Below are 21,635 nucleotides of genomic sequence, written 5' to 3' on the forward strand. Positions count from 1 at the left end.
ATGAAATCTGATAAGTCAAAACGCCAATTTACTTTTGGGATGACACCGTTAGAGCGGCGCAGTATCTTATCTTTAATAGGAATCTACTCCCTGCGCATGCTAGGGCTATTTTTAATTTTACCTGTTTTCTCTCTTTATGCTCATGACCTTCAAGGCGCTACACCCGCATTAATCGGTCTAGCGCTAGGTGCCTATGGTATTACTCAAGCCTTACTTCAGATTCCTTTTGGTCTGCTTTCCGATCGTATTGGGCGTAAACCAATCATTACCGCTGGACTTATTTTATTTGCCCTAGGCAGTGTAGTAGCCGCCATGGCTAATACTATTACTGGCGTGATTATCGGTCGAGCTTTACAGGGCAGTGGAGCGATTGCAGCAGCAATCATGGCACTAGTAGCGGATCTCACCCGAGAGGAACAACGGACTAAAGCCATGGCCTTAATAGGGCTTTCTATTGGAGCATCCTTTGCAATTGCTTTAGGAGTAGGGCCAGTGCTTAATCGTTGGATTGGGGTACCCGGCCTATTCTGGATGACCGCCGTCTTAGCAATGCTAGCGATTGCGGTGCTTCACTTAGGCGTTCCTCAGGTCACTATTCCTCGCCACCATTTGGATGTAGAGCCTACTCCCAAGCAGTTTCTCCGAATTCTAGGAGATTCTCAGATTATGCGGCTAGCTTTAGGTATTTTTATGCTGCATGTCCTGCTCACCGCCACATTTGTGGTTCTACCTATTAGCTTGCGAGATGAAAGCGGTCTTGATCCGGTATATCACGGTTATATTTACCTGCCAGTGCTCATCGTTTCAATTCTCACCATGGTGCCGTTTATCATCTTGGCGGAAAAAAAGCACCACATGAAAGAGGTTTTTATTGGCGCAGTTATCACCCTTGGCCTAGCAGAGATTACCTGGATTTATTTTCATGCCTCCCTCACCGCCACTGTTATCGCCTTATGGTTATTTTTTAGCGCTTTTAATTTGTTAGAAGCCACCTTACCTTCTTTGGTCTCCAAACAAAGCCCAGCAGGTAGCAAAGGCACTGCTATGGGAGTTTACTCTACTTGCCAATTTTTAGGCGCTTTTGTGGGGGGATGGTCTGGAGGCGCTGTGTATGGTCACTTCAGCTTTACAGGAGCTTTTACCTTCTGCGCTGGTATCGTAGGGGTATGGCTGTATTTTGCTGCCACCATGAAGCCTCCTCAATACTTACGCAGCCATATTCTTGCTGTTGGAAAAATCGATCCTGAAGAAGCTCAGCATTTAGCTAAACGTCTTACTGAGATTGCTGGGGTTGCAGATGCAGTTGTGGTAGCTGAGGAGGGGGTTGCCTACTTGAAAGTAGATGATGAACAGCTAGATCAGACAGCATTAGATCAACTAAGCGCGAATAAAACAGGCTAATTTTCTAAGTAAATCCTAGCAGGGGAATCCATTGTGGCAACAAAAGGTGTCAATAAAGTCATTTTAATCGGTAACCTAGGACGCGATCCAGAAATCCGCTACCCGCCAAGCGGCGGAGCCATTGCTAACATCACCCTTGCTACTTCAGAAACTTGGAAAGATAAAACCACCGGTGAGCCGCAAGAACGTACGGAATGGCATCGAGTAGTGTTCTTTGGTCGTTTAGGGGAAATTGCCGGTGAGTTTCTTAAAAAAGGAGCAAAGATTTATGTAGAAGGTCGCTTACAAACCCGTAAGTGGCAGGGCCAAGATGGCCAAGATCGCTATACTACTGAGATTATTGCTAGCGACATGCAGATGCTAGATCGAGCTGCGGGCGGTAGTGTTCCTTATAATGATAATAATGAACTGATCCAAAGATCCGAATCTAGTCCAAGTCCTTCTAACCCCTCATCACGCCCATCATCTCCATCACCTTCAACCCATAATGATGATTTTGAGGATGATATACCATTTTAAAATATAGTAGTAGTTTTCTTGTAAATAGAGCCCCAATAAATACTGTATTCTAGCGAAAAACCATAGACATTATACTTAGAAGCGTGGTGGTTTCTCATCTGTTTTCTGATAGCTACAAGCTCCTCAGCTGAGATTAAACTCAATACCGCTGCAAGCCGGCTGTACTGTAATCGCAGAAAAAAGCTACAACACCACCCTCATGAGAATTTCAAGCGATGAAAACTGATCGACCTAATCAGACGACATCGTTTGCTGTCGACAGCAGAGTAGAAGATCAGGTGCCACTGCACACACTGTGGCTAGGCGCTATTGGTGTGGTTTTTGGCGATCTAGGTACTAGCCCGCTCTATACCTTACAAGAAATATTCAGCCCCGCTTATAGTCTAGGTGTGACACGCGCTACCGTTCTAGGCGTACTTTCACTGGTGTTTTGGGCACAAGTATTAGTTATATGCATCAAGTATATTACGCTGGTAATGCGCGCTGATAACGAGGGTGAAGGTGGTATTATGGAGCTGCTTGCGCTGGCTGGACGTGCAGTGGGCAGCACGAGTCGTTGGCGTACAGCCATTACCCTGCTCAGTATTTTTGGCGTCGCTTTATTTTATGGCGATAGCGTGATCACGCCTGCTATCTCGGTGTTATCGGCAGTTGAAGGCATCCAAATGGTTGATGCCACGCTTAAATCGTGGGTACTGCCCATTAGCATGGCCATTTTGCTGCTGCTATTTACGCTGCAAAAATTTGGCACCGAACGTATTGGTGCTCTATTTGGACCTATCATGTGTATTTGGTTTATTACCATCGCTACACTTGGTGCTGTACAGATCATACGCGTACCAGAGATTTTGCTGGCGCTTAATCCACTGTACGCCGTACGGTTTTTTGCGGCACACGGTGCAGCTGCGTTTGTCGCTTTGGGGGGTGTAGTATTAGCGCTTACAGGCACCGAGGCATTATATGCTGACATGGGTCACTTTGGTAGGCGACCGATTCGTATGGCATGGTTGACTTTTGTTTTTCCAGCGTTGCTGATTAATTATTTCGGCCAAGGTGCACTACTATTGCAGGAACCCAGTGCAGGTGGTAACCCGTTTTACCGTCTCGTACCACATGCACTATTAGCACCTACAATCATACTTGCTGCCATGGCGACCGTGATCGCCTCGCAAGCAGTGATCTCAGGTACCTATTCTATGACGCGCAGTGCTTTACGTTTAGGTTACTTACCAACGATGCGGGTAGTACACACTTCAGATCGGATAGCAGGCCAAGTATTTGTTCCTTGGATCAATGGTGCGTTGCTAGTGTTGGTAATAGCTGCTGTTTTGGGTTTTCGCTCATCTGAGAACTTGGGTGCAGCATATGGCATTGCCGTTACCGGAACCATGACCGCTACCACTTTGTTACTGCTCGTCGTTGCGTTACATTTGTGGCGCTGGAAGTGGCCAGCCGTCATCACTATTGGTACGCTATTATTGCTGATTGATGGTGCTTTTTTCAGCGCTAATCTGCTCAAAATCGACCATGGTGGATGGTTTTCGCTAGTACTAGGACTACTGATCTTTGTTGTGATGACCACCTGGCACCGCGGGCACACGATGCTTTTGGAGCAAACACAAAACACGACACCTGAGCTGGCCTCTTTCATAGCCCAAGTTACTGCAAGGCCGCTACGCCGACAGCCGGGAACTGCCGTATTCCTTGCAACTAATACAGTGACTATACCACCAGCACTGTGGCTCGTGTATGAACATTTTTACGCGCTGCACGAACACAATCTCATTGTCCACGTCGAAACATTAGAAGTACCCTATGTAGATATACAAAAGCAGGTGCAATGGCACGACTTAGGCGCAGGGTTTGCTGCTGTTACGCTACGCTTTGGTTTCAGACAAGTGCCTAACATGCCAGCTGCGTTAGCACAATGTACTGCACTTTCGTTGTCAGGCTTTGATACTACCGACATAACGTTTTTTCTGTGGGTAGAGCTTGTTCTGGGCAAACGGTACTTTGGTATGATGCTATGGCGCGAGCGGCTCTTTGCTTTTCTTATACGCAATACACCACCGGTGGCGGAATATTTTCATATCCCTAGCCGGCAGGTTATTGCACTAGGTCAATTGTTGGAAATCTGATCTTGCTGAATACCCCGATCTACTCAGGTAATTAAGATCAAAATATTTTTTATAATCGGAGTTGACTGCTTACACGTCTCAATTATCGGTATATTTGCATTCACTGACTTGGCTCCGTAGCTTACTACGTTTTTTCTGCTTCCTCAGAGTTTCTATGGCTGCTTTGCCTTGCCCAGCTATCATCGTCGAGCTGTTATGTCCCTCTACAGGCCTTACTTTCTCGCGCTCCTTGTGGTAGTCCTAGATGGAAAGTTCATCCTATAACAGAAAAACTAAGTTAGTTCACTACCCTTAAGAAAACTATTAAATAATCCTTAAGCACTACAATAAAAACTTATTTTTTTAAAATTTGCTCCTCAAATTTTCATTCCATACAATACAATATCTGTAGTAATTAAAAATCACCCAAGTAATAACGATGCGGAGGATAGTAGTGGAAGGAGAAAAAATTGCTCGTACTGAGGTATTTACAAAAACCCCTGATCAAGTGAGCGATCTTCGTAATTATACAATTACGTTAGTAGTCTTTATTTCTATTGCTGCCAATTTACATTTAGATGCCAATTCTACGTTAGCTTTTCAAAATATTTTAGGCATTCTTGCTTGGATATTTTTATTGGGGTTTCTGCGAGGAGAGAGTAATTTAGTTCGCAGCCAAGTGCTGATAGCAGTCGCATTTGCCACAATAGGAGAGCATTTTGCTTCTGTCTATATGGAAGGCTATATTTACCGATTTCACAATGTACCCGCTTACGTACCTCCAGGGCATGGTTTAGTATATTTAACTGCCGTGGCTCTTGCTCGCTCTAGTCTTTTCAGATTGAACCTTAAAATAATCAGAAATATAGTTTTAATGGCAGGTGGTGGGTGGTCAATCTGGGGGCTTACGGGTGCAACGCAAGAAGATATACTAGGTGCCTTATTATTTGTGATTTTTATCTTTTCTGTTTACTTTGGCCGCTCACCGGGAGTCTATCTAGGGGCTTTTTTTGTCACCACGTGGCTAGAGTTAATAGGTGTTTCCCATGGTACTTGGCGCTGGGTATCTTATGAGCCAATACTACAGCTTACTCAAGGAAATCCACCGAGTGGCGTTGCAGCTTGGTACTGTTTAGTTGACGCGGTCGCCTTAAGGTTTGCTCCTAACATTATAATAGGCTTTAATTGGATACAAGCTACTTGGCGGAAGTAATATTTTTATCCAGAGATTGTTCCCTGTCTACTTTTATTTCCTATCTACAACAGGACTATATCCCCGCATTAGGGCCTGTGGTGCTGTCATAAATAGCAATATTAAAGAATCCCAACGCTATAGTTATCTGATTAAACCGTTATTTATTTAATACTAATCACTCCAAATAATTTTCAACCTAACCTATCCTAGAAATATCTACTAATATAGTTAGAGTAGAGAGAATAAATCTTCATCTTAATTTTCTCAAAATCGTTGTATTTGATTACCAATCTAAGATATGTTAAAAATACATAAATAGATTATTTAACAATCCTACTTTTCGGAGAGAAGCCATGGGCCAGCATACCTCCAAGGCAACTATTGATGTCCGCAGTATTCCACCGCAAGAGCGCCACCCCTTAATCTTTCGTACCTTTGATGATCTTGAATTAGGGGAGTCCTTACTTCTTATTAATGATCATGATCCTAAACCGCTTTATTATCAACTCCAACACAGTCGAGGAAAAAATTTTGACTGGCAATATCTGGAAAATGGACCAAGTATATGGCAAGTACAGATTAGTAAAACAAGCTAGAGCTTCATAAAAACTAACTTGCATAGTGGCTTGCTACTCCCAGCCGACGGGTTCGTATCCACGCTCTTTTAAGCATCTATTAACAAAGTTAATATAAACTTGATTAGGCTGCTTTGAGGAGCCAGATACCAATTCTTGTAACCCAGACATCGCAGCGCTTCCAACCGCGCCAATGGCTGCACCTACACCCGCAGATCCAACAACCGCACCTCCAATAGCACCGGATGCTGCGCCTATTCCCGCATTCGTCACCGAGCGCTTTACTGCCTCTATAGCTCGGCTATCTTTTGGCGTAGCTCCAGCTGCTTTTGCCATCGCCTGACACTCAGCAATATCCCGCTCAACAGTACTCTGACCGACCTCCTTAAGGTGGGCATTAGGATATAAAATCGGCCGTGCTCCTGAGCAACCAATTATCACTAAGGCCATCATTAAAGAACATAGTAAAGTAACTACCTTTATTAGAACATTCATGTTATCTATAATTTAGCGCTCTTTTAGTGGAGGAAAGACTCACTTCTCATTATTCCCATAGATAGGGAAACAGATAAGATAAATCTCGCTCTGCCCAGTTTATTGGCTATTGATGTTGATTAAAATTCAACTTGATTGCTCTACGTTCCCAATTAATCAAAAGTTTAATTATTAGTAATTCACTGGGTTTTAATAGGAGGACAAAACTATTATTTTTTACTACTTTTTATTTTATCTCCGGCCAGTTGCTGCATCTGTTGGCGAAGCTGATCCATTTTGTGCAATAACTCTTCAGTCTTAGCCTCTTGCTTACTCATAGCAGTAACGGTAGCCTTAGAAAGATCTTCAGCTGCTTTATGAACTTGCTTAATTTGCACAGCATCGTAGCTTGCTCGCTGAAGCTCTATAGTTTTCTGTTGGTACTCAGCAACAAGGTGTTTATGCTTATCCTTGCTTAAATCTTTATTTTTCAGCTCTTTTTCAATTTGGTGCATACGCGCTAACACAGGATCAGGGTTATTTCCTTGCTCTTTCATCGTCTTTAATAGCAAAGATTGATACTTATCCTGCTGAATCTTCAAATCAGGGCTGGCCTGTAAGGCTTTTTGCCGAATCTCATCTAGCTGTAGCTCAATTGCATACATTTCCACCTGTAACTTCTTAAGTTCTTTCATCTGATCAGCAGTTAGCGATTGAGAAGAATGAGTGGACTCAGCATGGATGGGTACAGTAACCATAGTTAATCCCATAAAAACAACAAACTGTATTCCTAAAGATAGATATTTCTTGAGAATTTTCATAAATTTCTATAATTTTTTAGAGAGTATAAGATTTTCAGCCTAAGAGATTTTGTACACTTCTGCCGCTTAGCTCAAAGCACGTGTCATAATAACTGGCTTAGATACAGTTAGCTATATTAAGGTTTATGAATCAAATTTATTTTTTATTTACAGAAAATAAGCAACCTTCAATAATATTTCACTATAAAATAAGGATGGTTAGCAAACAACAAGCTGCCAAATGAACATAACTGCTTTTGCTATACTCTTCTTGCTTATTGCAGTTAATTCTCTATACGTTGCTGCAGAGTTTGCTGCCATAGGGATACGCCGTAGCCAACTTTTAGGTCTTGCTGAAAACGGCCACTGGCTCGCAAAGGAGCTACTACCTATAGTTGAAGATCCAACACACCTAGATCAGTACATTGCAGCTAGCCAAATTGGAATTACATTATCAAGCCTAATCCTAGGCGCTTATGGGCAAGCTACCCTAGGGCAGAACCTAGCATTCCTGCTTGAAAAAATACTCAATATAGAGCCATTGGCCGCTCAATCAGCAGCAGTGGTGGTAGTATTGATATTACTGACTGGGCTACAAGTAGTATTTGGTGAGTTGATACCTAAATCATTAGCGCTTCAATACCCGATCCAATTTGCCCTCTACACTTATCTACCAATGCGCTGGTCCTTAAAATGCTATAGTGTTTTTATTGCTTTCCTTAATGGCAGCGGAGTCATCCTGCTTCGATCACTTGGAATTAAGCGCTCACAGCACCAGCACGTCTACTCTCCATGGGAGATCGGCATGCTAATCGCTGAAAGCCGAGAAGCCGGATTGCTTAAACTACATGAGCAGCAACGTTTATATCAAGCGCTATCACTAAATAAACGTACTGCAAGGCAGCTTATGGTACCTCGTCGCTTTGTTGCTGCTGTAGATGTAAAAACCTCACCTCAGCAGTTATTTCAGTTAGCTATAGAGTCACCTTTCTCTAGCTTACCTGTCTATAGTGAATCCTCTGATAATATTATTGGCATTATCCACATTAAAGACATTGCTTCTCATTTTTCTAGATACAAAATACTACCCGCAGTCCGCGAAGTAATGCGCCTAACCGTTAATGTACTTGACAAAATAACAGGCGATCGCCTGCTTACCATTATGCGACAGCAACGCTCTCGTAAACTCATTGTTGTGGATGAATATGGCGTAATGCAAGGTTTAGTAACCCTAGATGACATCCTCATCACCTTAACCGAGGGTACAACCGAGGAGTCCAAAACAAAACGGGCACAACCAGAGTACCTTGCTGATGGGCGAGTTCGGCTACCTGGGTTACTGCGTACAGAAGAAATGGTACTTTGGGTAGGGATGGCTTGGCATAGCCAATCTAATACCGTAGCAGGCCATATTATATCCGTTTTACAACGAATCCCAAGCCAAGGTGAACGAATCATTATTGATGGCTTAGAAGTGGAGATTGAAAAATTAGATGGACCAGTTATCCATTCTATTTTGGTAGACGCTCATTTACTGCCAAAAACCACTCCTGTAGAAGAAAAAAATGAGGTTTAATTCATGGAGTGGTTAATACCAACCATTATCATGGCCTTACTCGTCATTTTAAACGGAGTTTTCGTAGCAGCAGAGTTTGCAATTATTATAGTTCCAAGGGCCAGTATTGAGCGCGGAGTAATAGCTGGCAAATCCAGCGCAAGCTTAGTGCAAGCTATTTTACGGGATCCAGTACGACAAGATCGCTACATTGCCACTGCTCAGCTTGGTATCACCTTAGCCAGTCTAGGGTTAGGTATGTACGGTGAGCATACACTTGCTCAAGGACTCTTTGGCTGGTTAGATGGGTTAGGGACATCTCGCTGGATCGCCACTCATACACTAGCTAGCCTACTTGCCATTACTATCCTCACTTATTTTCATATTGTTCTAGGTGAAATGGTACCTAAATCCCTTGCCCTCACCCATATTGAAAGCACTGCCCTCTGGGTTATCCGTCTGATGCTCTGGGTTGAATGGATCTTTTATCCTTTAATTACTACCCTTAATAAAATTGGTAGTGCTATTTTGCAGTTCATAGGTATCAAGCGCCAACTCTCTAGCAGCCATTACTACACTGCTGAAGAATTACAATTCATTGTAGAAGAAAGCGAGGAGAAAGGCGTACTTAACTCTGAGGCTGGACAAATGTTACGTGAGCTATTGGAGTTTAGGGAGCGAACCGCTGAAGAAGTCATGACCCCCAGAGTTCATGTCACCGGTATCCCTATCGGAGCAACTCCTGAAAAATTAACCACTATCATTAATCAAGCCCACTATACTCGTTATCCAGTATTCGATAGCACCTTAGATCAAATTGTTGGCTTCATCCATATTAAGGATGTGCTGCGCCTCTTAGCTGCAAACTGCTATGTACGACAAGAAGATACTAGACCACTTTCATTTGTTCCTGAGACAGCCACTGTAGATAGTGTATTGGCTGCAATGCGCCGCGCCCATACTCACATAGTCGTTATCATTGATGAGTACGGCGGAACCGCTGGTATCGTCACGATTGAGGATCTTTGTGAAGAAATTGTAGGTAGCATTGAAGAAGAGATTAACGATCCACTGACTCCTTTTATAGACGATCAAGGCGGTATACACGTACCAGGGGTATGGCGACTTGATGAGGTTAGCGAGAAGCTTGGCCTAAACACTAAGCTTTCCCATGAAGAGGTAGACACTCTAGGGGGGTTAGTGCTTCACTTACTTAATCATGAGCCTACTGTAGGTGATACTATTACCTATAAAGGTATCCATATCAAGGTGGCAGCTTTAGAAGGTCACGGAATTCAATGGTGCGTACTCACACCTGAGCTATCGGAAAAAAGCCTAGAATAGATGATTTATCCTAAGAAAAGCACTTGCCTTGAATGATTATCAAGCCAAAATTTCCCCCGTTGCTACAGATACAAAAAAGATGACGAATGACACCCAAAAATTAGGGCAGCTTAATAATTAGTTACTCGGTTATGAGTCGCTTTCAGCAACTTAGCCTTACATTCAAGATCCAATTTTCCCTCATACATATACATCATGAGAGCCTCCAGAAAATCGATGGATAGGCTAAGCTCAAGCTTATCAGGCGGGGTGAGACCATGGGCAGCACCGTTGCCTATAAATGTTATCCTTTTTAACCTTTCAATTATATTAATCGATATCTTAGACACGTCACTCAAATGGCCAATCTTTTCTGCAAGCCACCGCGCCTTTTTATCGTCAATACCTTCAAGAACGCATATCCCTTCTAATAAAGCTCTTACACCCATAGCCGTAATAATATCAAACTCTTGCTAAAACGCAGTTATTATTTCTTTATAGGTTTTAATTAACTTTTCATCTACATGACAAAAATGTTTTGCTTCCCGTTCACGAAAATCCTTTCTCTTTCTCTTTGGATAGTAACAGTAACTATAAAAATCGCCACCATTGTCGTCAGTCATACCTGCGCTAGCCCACTTTTCATCTAGGGTAGCAGTATCACATCCTCGGCAAACTAGAAAGTAGTACTCTGTCAATGCATAATATCCACCGGGAACAACGTAATCTAGGTGATCCACCTCATAATATTCCTTATTATGAGAGGCTTTAATCTCATGGTTAGTTTCACCTTTACAGGTATTGCAATATATTTGCTTTATTTTTGCCACTGCAGTTTCCATGAATCATAACGTCTGAGTTTAGCTACCCGCACTACCCGCAATAGCAGACCTGTAGCCTTGTATAAATCCTAGCAATAACAATAATTGACCTAGACTCCAAGTAATAACCGTACGGGATCTTCTAGGGCTTCTTTAACAGCTACTAAAAATTGAACGGCCTCTTTACCATCAATAAGACGATGATCATAGGAAAGCGCTACATAGGTCATTGGCCGGATTTTAACCTCACCATTTTCTGCCACTGGCCGATCTTCAACCTTATGCATCCCTAAAATAGCGCTCTGAGGTGGATTGAGTATGGGGGTGGATAGTAGAGAACCAAACACTCCACCATTAGTAATGGTAAAAGTACCTCCAGTTAACTCTTCCAGAGTCAGTTGATTATTACGGGCTCGTTGGGCAAAATCAATAATCTTAGTTTCGATCTCAGCGAAACTGAATTGATCCGCATCACGTAATATAGGGACTACTAACCCTCGGGGCGTAGCCACTGCAATCCCAATGTGATAATACTGATAATACAAAATATTATTGTCTTCAATAGCAGCATTAATCACAGGATAACGTTTAAAAGCTTCAATACACGCTTTAATAAAAAATGACATCAGACCTAATCGTACTCCATAGCGCTTTTCAAAAGCATCACGATAGCGATGGCGTAGATTCATCACTTCCTGCATATTCACTTCGTTAAAAGTCGTCAAGGTAGCAGTACTTTGTTGCGATTGAAGTACTCGCTCAGCAATCCGCTGCCGTAATCGACTCATAGGCTCTTGTCGAATATTAGGCTCCTCTCCTTTGGAAGCTACGGTTGCCACTACTTCTAAAGGTGGTTTCTGTACAGTAACTGTTTTCTCCGATTGCAGAAACTGTATGACATCATTTTGAGTCAAACGACCCTCCTTACCTGTTGCCGTAATCTTTCCCGGATCGAGCTGATATTCTTTAATTAAACGGCGAACAGAAGGACCAGAAAGAGGCATTTTCTCACCTTCAACTTCGTTAATGTGACCTGATTCTGCTATATCCTGGGCAGATTCTCGGATAAGTTCTGCTCCTTCATTTTGTCTCGTAATTTTACGACTCCTGCCTTCTTCCTCAGTAAAAGCTCCTCCCTGAGCTACCTCAACAATACCCAGCACCTCTTCACTATTTACGGTGGCTCCTTTTTCCTTTCGTATTTCCTGTAAGATACCATCACTTGGAGAGGGAACCTCAAGCACTACCTTATCAGTCTCAAGATCTAATAAAGGCTCATCTTGTCGTACCTGATCGCCAGGTTTTTTATACCAATTACCTACCTCAGCTTCCGTAACCGACTCTGGTAACCTAGGCACCCGCACCTCTATTCCCATAATCTTTTTATCCCCTACCTTCTACCTTACCTAAAGCTTCTGCGATCAATGTCTGTTGCTGTTTAACATGTAGATTAAAATACCCTACCGCGGGTGCCGCTGACGAGGGTCGTCCCCTATAATACAAGGTTTGATTTTGATGTAAGCATCCTTGTAAACGATGCTGAAGCAAATCCCACGCACCCTGATTTTGAGGCTCTTCCTGACACCAGATAATCTCCTTGGCGTTACCATAATACTTTAATTCTTCTTCTAGCCGCTGTTTTGGAAAGGGATAAAGCTGCTCCAGACGAAGAATAGCCACATTATGCTGTTGTTGCGCGCGTCGTGCCTGTAGTAAGTCATAATATACTTTGCCGCAGCAGAGAATCACACGACCCACTAAATCTGGATTGATATCATCCATTTCACCAATAATCAACTGAAAAGTCCCACTAGTAAAATCATCCAAAGATGAAACTGAAAGCCGATGGCGTAGCAAGCTTTTGGGCATCATCACCACCAAAGGCTTACGGTATGGTCGTAGCATTTGCCGCCGTAATACATGAAATATTTGCGCTGGGGTAGTAACCACACAAACTTGAATATTATGTTCTGCGCAAAGCTGCAAGAATCGCTCTAATCTGGCTGAGGAATGCTCTGGCCCTTGGCCTTCATAACCGTGGGGCAGAAATAGGGTAAGCCCGCAAAGACGAGACCACTTGGCTTCCCCAGAGCTGATAAATTGATCTATGACCACTTGGGCACCATTCATAAAATCTCCAAACTGAGCCTCCCAGATCACCAAGGTATTAGGCTCGGCAGCTGCATAACCGTATTCAAAGGCTAGAACAGCTTCTTCCGATAGCAGAGAATCAATAACACTAAATTTTACCTTTGGATTCAGGTGAGCTAAAGGGGTATAAGTACTGCCATCTTTCTGATTATGGATCATGGCATGACGATGGAAAAAAGTACCCCGACTACTATCCTGACCCGTTAACCGTACGGAATAATCTTCATCCAACAAAGTAGCATAGGCTAAAATTTCCGCAAACCCCCAATCAACCGGTAAAGTTCCAGTGGCCATTTTATGACGATCGGCCCAAATATTGCTTACTCGTGAATGCAGCTTAAATTCTTCAGGAATCTGATTCACGCCAGTGGCTAAATCCTGTAGTCGTGGTAAAGATACCCCTGTCTCTACGGGCTGATCCCATACAGTTCCTAAAAAAACCTTCCAATTTACTTTAAAAGAATGCTGATTTCCTATGATACGGGGAGCAACATTAATTCCCTGCTCTAGAATTTTCCGATAGTCCTCTAACATACGATCTGGATCTTCAGGGGCAATGACTCCCTGGGCTATCAGTTGCTCTGCATAAAGATAGCGGGTTGTAGGATGAACACGGATCTTCTGATACATGAGAGGCTGGGTCACGGCTGGCTCATCAGCTTCATTATGCCCTTGTCGTCGATAACACACTAAATCAATTACCACATCTTTTTTAAAAGCCATACGATAGTCAAAGGCTAAATTAGTGATAAATATTACCGCATCAGGATCATCTCCATTGACATGAAAAATAGGCGCCTGCACCATCTTAGCAACATCAGTACAGTAAACGCTAGATCGTGTATCAAGCGGGTTGCTGGTAGTAAAACCAATCTGGTTATTAATCACAATATGCACCGTCCCGCCAGTGTGAAAACCTCGGGATTGAGACATATTAAAATTTTCCATGACTACCCCTTGACCAGCAAAAGCAGAATCTCCATGAATAAGTACCGGTAGCACCTTATCGCCTAACTCATCTCCTCGTCGCTGTTGGCGCGCTCGCACCGATCCTTCTACTACTGGGCCAATAATTTCTAGGTGAGAAGGATTAAAGGCTAAGGCAATATGTACCAAGCCCCCTGGAGTATCTATATCTGAAGAAAACCCTAGATGGTATTTTACATCCCCTGAATGCTGATTATCTGATTCATGGTGGCCTTCAAATTCCATGAATAGATCTCGGGGTAACTTACCCAGAATATTCACCAATACATTCAATCGCCCACGATGGGTCATACCAATAACGATTTCCTCTACCCTCTTATTGCCCGCGCGGAGAATAAGATTATCTAAAAGAGGAATTAAGCTATCCCCTCCTTCTAAAGAAAAACGTTTTTGACCAATATATTTAGTATGTAAATAATGCTCCAATCCTTCAGCTGCTGTAAGGCGCTCTAAAATATGATGTTTTAGCTCTGTGGTTAATACTCGATTAGCTCTCGATCTTTCTAAATAATCTTGAATCCAGCGTTTCTCAGCCGTTTCAGTAATGTGCATGTACTCAGCGCCAATAGTACTGCAATAGATCTGTTTGATTACATTAAGAATCTCCTGTAGAGGAGCTCTATCAAGCCCTATAAATGATCCAGTACAGAAGGACGTATCTTCATCCTCTTTCGTTAAGCCATAAAAAGCGGGATCAAGATCTGGAATTTCAGGCCGTTCATAGAAGTGTAATGGGTCAATATTAGCCTTTTGATGGCCACGGAAACGATAGGCATTAATAAGTTGAAGTACCGCTGCTTGTTTTGCAGCTGTTTCAGCTGTTGTAGCTATTCTCCTTGGGGACGTTGGCTGTATTGCCGGTACCGGAGAATAAGATAAGGGCATAGAAATAGCGTGTTGTTCTGAAGGGTTATTTTGGATCTGATCAAACCAGTCTCGCCATGGAATAGATACACTATGAGGATCTTTCAGGTAAATTTCATAGAGATCTTCTAAATAAGCAGCATTAGCCACATATAAAGGAGAAACAATGGCTTGTTTTTTAACGCTAGTGCTCATTACCTAAAATTACCTAGCTCCTAATTGAGGTTTTCTTAATAAGAAATTTTTGCACTCAAGCATATTTATACTCATACGTTGTGCACAAAAAATATCCAACACTGAAAAAATACAGCCAAATACTCCAAGATATAGCTTAATATCGAATGAAACTATAATTGTAATTCAATCTCCTTATAGATCCCTTCTCGTAATCGAAAGCCACGCATCTCCAGTACCCCTTTAATGCTCAAAGAAATGATTAGATATAGAGCCTCTGGATAGGCTACCTGGGTTAAATCACTCTTTGAAGGCCAAGGAGGGATATCGAGATGAGAATGATAAATAGCAAATAGCTCCTCCCCTTGTTCACGCATACAGCGCATGGCCTTTATTTGATCTTGTGGATCCATAAGAAATTGCTGCTGCGGATCAGGGGCAATGTTATTTATCAAATAGCAGGTAACGGGAGTACCCTCACGAGCACTAATCAGCCCGCATATCTCTCCTTGAGGATTTATTTGCGCTTGATGCAGCAGCTGATTAGCTATACATCGAGGAAGAATAACCTGCTCTATTGGGTGAATTCTTGTCATTTTTCTTGAAAATTAGCGCATATAGCGCATCTTGGATCCCGATGGATTCTAGTCTCACGCCAGTGCATCTTCATCGCATCTAATAGTAATAATCGATTATATAGACTCTCCCCAATGCCTAATAGCAATTTAAGCGTTTCTAACGCTTGAATACTACCAATAATACCTAGCAGAGGAGCAATAACACCCACTTGAGAGCAAGTCTCTTCGCTTTCTTCGTCTTCTTGAAATAGGCAGTAATAACAAGCGCCATCTGGCTGTCGGCTATCAAACACAGCGACCTGCCCTTCCATACGAATAGCAGCACCAGAAACTAGCGGTCGACCAACGCTAACACAGGCGGCATTTAGCGCAAATCGAGTTGCAAAATTATCACTACCATCAACGACCACATGAGCCTGAGTAACTGCCGCCCGCAAATCCTCATCTTGTAAATGGCGAGCAATTGCCCGTATCTCTATCTCTGAATTTAAGGAAAGCAAACGATGACGGGCAGCCTCCACCTTAGATGAACCAATACATTCATTACTATAAAGGATCTGTCGCTGTAAATTCGAGAGATCTACCTGATCAGAATCAACTAAGGTTAGTTGTCCTACGCCTGCCCCAGCTAAGTATAGGGAAATTGGGGATCCCAAACCCCCAACTCCCACCAGCAAGACTCGAGATCTCAGTAACTTTTGTTGGCCTTCGATATCAATTTGAGGCAGCAGAATCTGCCGGCTATAACGCAAAAGCTGCTGATCATCCATTTAGGTAGGGTATTAACATAAGTCAATTAAATATGGGTCTCTCAATATAATGTAACCTAAGCTACTTAGCCCAGAAGAAAATAATAAAATCCTATCTACTCTAATAGACTGAAGTGATGCCACAGATAGAGATCAACGCAAGGGCAAGTGTCATGATTTTTTACAAAATAACTGTCAATGATTTTTGCACCATGGCTGAATATAAAATTAACTATAAAACAAAAACAAATAGTTATAAATTTGGATCACTTTTTGCAATTACTATTATATAGCTAAGTTATCACAGCTATTCAACAGCTAAATGAGTCTTTAATAATTTTACACGCATGAGGAAAAAATGAAGCATTTATTAGCCCTTTACATCACCTTAGGGTTGTTATTATCCCCAATAACGGGGAAAGCAGTCATCATTACACTACATAGCTATGACATCAGTGTTACTGATCCGAACATCCAAACGCAACAAATTATATCTAGCTTTACAACCGATAATTTGGGTCTAAATGGCCAAGAACAGCTTCCACTGTTTAATATCTGGACAGAGAGTCCTTCTCTAAACATTCCGGTGGACGGTACTCCCATATCGGTTAACTTTAATTTCAGTATGCCCGAGGTTAAGGCAACAATTCAGGGTAATATACAGGGTCTCTTTAACTCAGCGGGGGCAGTAGTATGGACTAATATTGCTCGAGTAAATTTCGGTCTTAACAATACAGGTACATTTATAGCTTCTCTAAGCCCCGCATTTTTCAATTTCTTTGGCCCAGGAGAGCAAAATGGGGCTCAAGTTTCAATAACCATCGCTGTTACTGCTCTACCTACCTTACCTAGCTCTATTTCAGAGCCTAGTACCTTAGCTCTTTTCGGGATAGTTCTTTTATTATTTTTAAGCTTTAGAATTAACACTTGGAGGCAGCGCTTGCACAATTAATCATAACCTTTAGTCTCTTTCAATCTACTCAGACATATGACTGGCTTAGATTCGCTTAAATATGTAATTCCACGATCTTCCACTCGCGCGGCTAGTGATTCTAGCAATTAATTCACCAATCTACTGATCGCGCGTTGAAGATTATGGGCGATAATGTATTTATTAGATATACCGGTAACTTAAATAGCTTAATAAGCCCACCATTGTCCTACAGCCACACGAGGTAATCCAGCAAGATCATAAAAATCTGCTACTTGTTGATAACCTAATTTTATCAGTAGCTTTAACAAAAAGGAGCCTTGATTATAGCCATGCTCAAGAATCAACCAACCGCCATTTACAAGATGTTCTCGAGCGACCCTAGCAATATACGCTAAAGCTTCTAAACCATCAGTACCGGCAACTAAAGCCTGATAAGGTTCAAAGCATAAACTGCCTTGGGTAAGATAGGGATCTTCTTCTGCAATATAGGGAGGATTACTGACTATAAGATCAAACCGTTCATCGCCCAAAGGAGTCAGCCAATCTCCTAATCTAAAAACAACATTATTAAGATCTAAATTTTTCCTATTTTCTTCTGCTACTTGAATAGCTGCTGGAGATATATCGGTTGCAATCACCTGAGCTTGAGGCCGCTCGCTTGCAATAGCAAGGGCGATAGCTCCACTACCTGTGCCTAAATCAGCGATTTTTAGCTGCTCTTCCAAATTCATCCGTTTTAGCGCTAATTCCACTACCTGCTCAGTCTCTGGACGAGGAATTAAAGTTGCTTTACTAACACGTAGAATTAGTGACCAAAATTCCCGTCTGCCACAAATATAAGCAAAGGGCTCATGATTAGCTCGTCGTTGTAGTAGCTGCTTCAAATAGCTCCATTCAATTACTGTCAATCCTCGCTCAGGCCAAGCGTAAAGATAGCTGCGTTCTACTTTAAGCACCCAGCAAAGTAATCTTTCAGCTTCCAAACGCCCATTATCTAAATGAGTTAGTTGATATGTAGCAACAGCAATAGCAGAGGCGATAGAGATGTTGGACATTAATTATCACTGAACTTATTTATTCTAAAAAAATCTAAAGGTGATTTTCTTGCAATCTTTAATATTTAGTCTATATTATAAATGAATAGTAACTTAGTATATTATTCAATGGTTCAGAAGATATAAAAATAATAAATAGAGAGGCTTAAGGTTTATAATTAGAGGCTCCAATAGGAGCCTTTTTTATTAATCTAAAAATAGCTAAGATCAAAGTCCTGTTGCAACAGCCTAAAATAGATCTATAATCCCTAGCCTAATTTAAACTATTCCAACCAAAAAATACCGACTATTGGTTTACTAGCCCAGCCAAGATTTTATAGGGCGATACCGGAAAACATACCTCACTAGCAGTCATAATTATAAAGATAGCTTTATAATCATTCACTCACTATAGGCGCATTCTTTATCCAGCAGCAGCCTGTTTAACTGGACTTATATATATAGGTAATGTATGACTAAACTTATCTATGATAGATATGTTATACACTATAGCTACTTCTTTTCCCTAGCATGACACTATAGTACAAGAAAATACTCATACTTCCCTTAAAAAAACCCATAATAAATTAGGAAAAACCCCAGCGTATTGTAAAAATACCTTTTTACCTAATTATAATAAGTAATGTTTAGCCAGCATTTAATTTTAATCAGCTTAAGGGAGTGTAATGATACTAATGAATAAAGATACTATCTGCATCCTAGGAGGTACAGGCTTTGTGGGCCTACAATTAACTGCCCACTTGGTAAATCAAGGTTATAAAGTACGGGTACTTACCCGGAATCGACAACGGAATCGAGATCTACTCGTTTTACCGGGGCTACAGCTTAGAGAGGTCAATATATACGATTTAGCTGAGCTTAAATCTCAGTTTAATGATTGTTACGGTGTAGTGAATTTAACCGGAATCCTTAATGAAGGAAAGCGAGAGGGTCATAGATTTCGCCACGTCCATATCGATTTACCAGAGAAAATAGCTCAAGCTTGCCTTGATACCAGAGTTAAGCGCTTGCTTCATATGAGCGCCCTTAATGCTAATGCTGACAAGGGATCCAGTTACTATCTACGCAGCAAAGGCGAAGGAGAGTCCCGTATCCTACCCTTAGCAAAGCAAGGACTCCAAGTGACAATCTTTCGTCCTTCAGTAATTTTTGGCCCAGAAGATAGCTTCTTTAACCGTTTTGCTACTTTACTTGAAATCTTCCCCTTTATCTTTCCTCTAGCTTGCCCAGATTCTCGTCTTGCTCCTATCTACGTAGGTGATGTAGTACAAGCGTTTGCTCGTATTCTTACAGATGATAAGTATCACTTTAACCAAAGCTATGAATTATGTGGGCCTAATACTTACACTCTAAAACAATTAGTTGAGTACACAGCAGCAGTTTTAGGACTTAAGCGTCGAATTATCGGGCTTTCCGACAAACTTAGCCGCCTTCAAGCCAGTGCCTTAGAGTATCTACCCGGAAATCTTTTCTCTAAAGACAATTATGCCTCTTTACAAACACCTAGTATTTGTCGCCAAAATGAGCTAGATAAATTAGATATTAAGCCTACTACTATTGAAGCAGTAGTACCTGAATATTTAGGCCAGCGTAATCAAAAAGCGCGTTATCTTGAACTACGGCGATATGCTCAACGTAACAAACTTAGCTAGCCCAGCGGATTAAAACGCCTCATGGAAGTCTATCTTGTCGGTGGAGCCATTCGGGATCAGCTTCTAGGACGGCCTATTAAAGAACGAGATTATGTAATCGTTGATGCTACCCCAGAGGAGCTCGCAATCCAAGGCTATCGTCCGGTAGGAAAAGATTTCCCCGTATTTTTACACCCACAGACTCAAGAGGAATATGCCTTGGCCCGTACTGAACGCAAGATCGGGCCAGGTTATAAAGGCTTTATAGTTCATGCCGCCCCTGATGTAACATTAAAAGAAGATCTACAACGCCGCGATCTCACAATTAATGCTATCGCTCAAACCCCTGACGGTGCACTTATCGATCCCTTTGGGGGACAACAAGATTTAAAGAAAAAAATCTTGCGACACGTCTCCCCTGCTTTTACCGAAGATCCAGTACGTATCCTTCGCACAGCCCGTTTTGCTGCCCGATTTGATTTCAAAATTGCCCCAGAGACACTAGTACTTATGCAAAAAATGGTAGCTGCCGGCGAAGCTGATCATTTAGTACCCGAAAGGATATGGAAAGAACTAGAAAAAGCCCTTTCCGAATCCTATCCTTGGCGATTCTTCCAAACTCTAAGAGCCTGTGGTGCTCTAGTGCGAATATTTCCTGAAATTAACCAACTATTTGGTATTCCGCAACCTAGGCGCTATCATCCAGAGATTGATACGGGTATCCACGCTTTAAAAGTCTTAGAAATAGCTTCCCGTCTAAGCCAAGATACCCAAATCCGATTTGCTGCTTTAACACATGATCTAGGAAAAGGAGAGACTCCCTCTCATAAGTGGCCTCATCATTATGATCATGGAATGCGAGGAGCGCTACTAATTCTTAATCTCTCTGAACGCTTACGTATTCCTAAATCTTATCGAGATTTAGCGACTTGTGTAGCGCGCTATCACGATCTAGTGCATCAAGCTTATAAGCTGCGGCCTAGCGTTCTTCTTAAGCTACTTAACGATATTGACGCCTTTCGCCGCCCTCAACGCCTTAATCAACTTTTGCTGGTTTGTGAAGCTGATGCTAGAGGGCGCCCTGGATTTGAGGATTATCCATATCCCCAGTCTCACTGGCTTCAATCAGTTTTTAGTGAGGCTGTAAAAATAAAAGCTCAACCTTTAGTGGCAAGAGGGCTTCAGAATGAAGCCATTGCTCAAGCACTACAACAACAGAGAATTGAGGCCATTAAGCACCTAAACCGTATTTTTATGGATTAGTAAAATCCTAATTTAATAAAAATAGGAGCATTAGAGGCGTTGGCCTTTATATTCGGGGTCAACTGCTTACGTACGGGTTGGAGTTATTGGCTTATGTGCGTTCGCTAACTTGGTTTCTGCCAAGCTGCCCACTGTGTTTTTCCTGCTCTATCGGAGTCTCTATGGTTGCTTGGGTTTGTCAAGCTATCGTTAAGTAGCTGTGCGTCTCCACAGGCTTTACTTCCTGCACCCCTTACAGTAGTAGCCAAAATGAAGACACCGACCAGATTTTATTATCTCATCGCCGGTCTTCTGACCATACCTTCAAAACCACTTTATTGCGACCTGCAACCCTACCCTAGCTTAATAGCTTAAGATTGTACAGAAAAACGTCGCAATTAATCCCGTGTTGTTTATCCTCGCGCTCTGCGCTCCGCTACGCAAAATCACTGGGAGCCGTCGCTCGTCCTTGCCTTCTTTCAAAGAATCG

General features: G+C 42.1%; 19 protein-coding genes. 10 read left to right on the plus strand and 9 right to left on the minus strand.

What is annotated here, in order from left to right:
- The 5 genes from TAO_RS08525 (at position 1) to TAO_RS08545 (ending at position 5,828) form a co-directional block, all read left to right on the plus strand.
- Entirely contained in the window at positions 1-1,401 is a 1,401-nt protein-coding gene (locus TAO_RS08525; RefSeq protein ID WP_096527504.1) for an MFS transporter, read from the plus strand.
- Between the two features lie 33 nt (positions 1,402-1,434).
- Positions 1,435-1,920, plus strand: coding sequence for a single-stranded DNA-binding protein (gene ssb / locus TAO_RS08530; protein ID WP_096527505.1), 486 nt, complete (start codon positions 1,435-1,437; stop codon positions 1,918-1,920).
- A gap of 215 nt (positions 1,921-2,135) precedes the next feature.
- Complete coding sequence (locus tag TAO_RS08535; protein ID WP_096527506.1) at positions 2,136-4,058, plus strand: potassium transporter Kup; 1,923 nt, start codon at positions 2,136-2,138, stop codon at positions 4,056-4,058.
- 418 nt (positions 4,059-4,476) lie between these two features.
- Positions 4,477-5,250 (plus strand): hypothetical protein, encoded by a 774-nt coding sequence (locus tag TAO_RS08540; protein WP_231910640.1) that lies wholly within the window; start codon positions 4,477-4,479, stop codon positions 5,248-5,250.
- 335 nt (positions 5,251-5,585) lie between these two features.
- Positions 5,586-5,828: a DUF2249 domain-containing protein gene (locus TAO_RS08545; RefSeq protein ID WP_096527507.1), complete on the plus strand. Its 243-nt coding sequence runs from the start codon at positions 5,586-5,588 to the stop codon at positions 5,826-5,828.
- A gap of 33 nt (positions 5,829-5,861) precedes the next feature.
- On the opposite strand, the gene TAO_RS08550 is transcribed toward TAO_RS08545, so the two are convergent.
- On the minus strand, positions 5,862-6,302 hold the full coding sequence (locus TAO_RS08550) for a glycine zipper family protein (protein ID WP_096527508.1): 441 nt from the start codon (positions 6,300-6,302) through the stop codon (positions 5,862-5,864).
- A 209-nt stretch (positions 6,303-6,511) separates the two neighbouring features.
- Positions 6,512-7,102 carry a hypothetical protein gene (locus tag TAO_RS08555; protein ID WP_096527509.1) on the minus strand — a complete coding sequence of 197 codons (591 nt, stop codon included), beginning with the start codon at positions 7,100-7,102 and terminating at the stop codon, positions 6,512-6,514.
- Between the two features lie 220 nt (positions 7,103-7,322).
- Between TAO_RS08555 and TAO_RS08560 the strand changes: the two genes are divergently transcribed.
- Together TAO_RS08560 and TAO_RS08565 are read left to right on the plus strand one after the other, a co-directional pair.
- Positions 7,323-8,657 carry a hemolysin family protein gene (locus TAO_RS08560; protein WP_096527510.1) on the plus strand — a complete coding sequence of 445 codons (1,335 nt, stop codon included), beginning with the start codon at positions 7,323-7,325 and terminating at the stop codon, positions 8,655-8,657.
- Positions 8,658-8,660: 3 nt separating this feature from the next.
- Positions 8,661-9,980 carry a hemolysin family protein gene (locus TAO_RS08565; protein ID WP_096527511.1) on the plus strand — a complete coding sequence of 440 codons (1,320 nt, stop codon included), beginning with the start codon at positions 8,661-8,663 and terminating at the stop codon, positions 9,978-9,980.
- Between the two features lie 110 nt (positions 9,981-10,090).
- On the opposite strand, the gene TAO_RS08570 is transcribed toward TAO_RS08565, so the two are convergent.
- The 6 genes from TAO_RS08570 to TAO_RS08595 all read right to left on the minus strand — a co-directional run bounded on the left by TAO_RS08570 (position 10,091) and on the right by TAO_RS08595 (position 16,304).
- Positions 10,091-10,408: a DUF4145 domain-containing protein gene (locus TAO_RS08570; protein ID WP_096527512.1), complete on the minus strand. Its 318-nt coding sequence runs from the start codon at positions 10,406-10,408 to the stop codon at positions 10,091-10,093.
- Between the two features lie 24 nt (positions 10,409-10,432).
- Positions 10,433-10,789 carry a hypothetical protein gene (locus tag TAO_RS08575; protein WP_145955158.1) on the minus strand — a complete coding sequence of 119 codons (357 nt, stop codon included), beginning with the start codon at positions 10,787-10,789 and terminating at the stop codon, positions 10,433-10,435.
- Positions 10,790-10,890: 101 nt separating this feature from the next.
- Positions 10,891-12,156, minus strand: a complete 1,266-nt coding sequence (odhB, locus tag TAO_RS08580; RefSeq protein WP_096527514.1) for a 2-oxoglutarate dehydrogenase complex dihydrolipoyllysine-residue succinyltransferase — start codon at positions 12,154-12,156, stop codon at positions 10,891-10,893.
- 7 nt (positions 12,157-12,163) lie between these two features.
- Positions 12,164-14,977, minus strand: coding sequence for a 2-oxoglutarate dehydrogenase E1 component (locus tag TAO_RS08585; protein ID WP_096527515.1), 2,814 nt, complete (start codon positions 14,975-14,977; stop codon positions 12,164-12,166).
- A 152-nt stretch (positions 14,978-15,129) separates the two neighbouring features.
- Entirely contained in the window at positions 15,130-15,552 is a 423-nt protein-coding gene (locus TAO_RS08590; RefSeq protein WP_231910641.1) for a Mov34/MPN/PAD-1 family protein, read from the minus strand.
- Entirely contained in the window at positions 15,549-16,304 is a 756-nt protein-coding gene (locus TAO_RS08595) for a HesA/MoeB/ThiF family protein (RefSeq protein WP_096527516.1), read from the minus strand. Before TAO_RS08595 ends, TAO_RS08590 begins: the two co-directional genes overlap by 4 nt.
- Positions 16,305-16,641: 337 nt before the next feature.
- Here TAO_RS08595 and TAO_RS08600 point away from each other — a divergent pair, with 337 nt between their 5' ends.
- Positions 16,642-17,235 (plus strand): PEP-CTERM sorting domain-containing protein, encoded by a 594-nt coding sequence (locus tag TAO_RS08600; RefSeq protein ID WP_096527517.1) that lies wholly within the window; start codon positions 16,642-16,644, stop codon positions 17,233-17,235.
- 188 nt (positions 17,236-17,423) lie between these two features.
- Here TAO_RS08600 and prmC read toward each other — a convergent pair whose 3' ends face one another.
- Complete coding sequence (gene prmC, locus TAO_RS08605) at positions 17,424-18,272, minus strand: peptide chain release factor N(5)-glutamine methyltransferase (RefSeq protein ID WP_096527518.1); 849 nt, start codon at positions 18,270-18,272, stop codon at positions 17,424-17,426.
- Positions 18,273-18,946: 674 nt separating this feature from the next.
- Here prmC and TAO_RS08610 point away from each other — a divergent pair.
- Positions 18,947-19,924 carry a complex I NDUFA9 subunit family protein gene (locus tag TAO_RS08610; RefSeq protein ID WP_096527519.1) on the plus strand — a complete coding sequence of 326 codons (978 nt, stop codon included), beginning with the start codon at positions 18,947-18,949 and terminating at the stop codon, positions 19,922-19,924.
- Between the two features lie 21 nt (positions 19,925-19,945).
- Entirely contained in the window at positions 19,946-21,166 is a 1,221-nt protein-coding gene (locus TAO_RS08615; RefSeq protein ID WP_096527520.1) for a multifunctional CCA addition/repair protein, read from the plus strand.
- The last annotated feature ends 469 nt before the right edge of the window (positions 21,167-21,635 follow it).

It is taken from the genome of Candidatus Nitrosoglobus terrae, assembly GCF_002356115.1.
GTDB classification, from domain to species: Bacteria; Pseudomonadota; Gammaproteobacteria; order Nitrosococcales; family Nitrosococcaceae; genus Nitrosoglobus; species Nitrosoglobus terrae.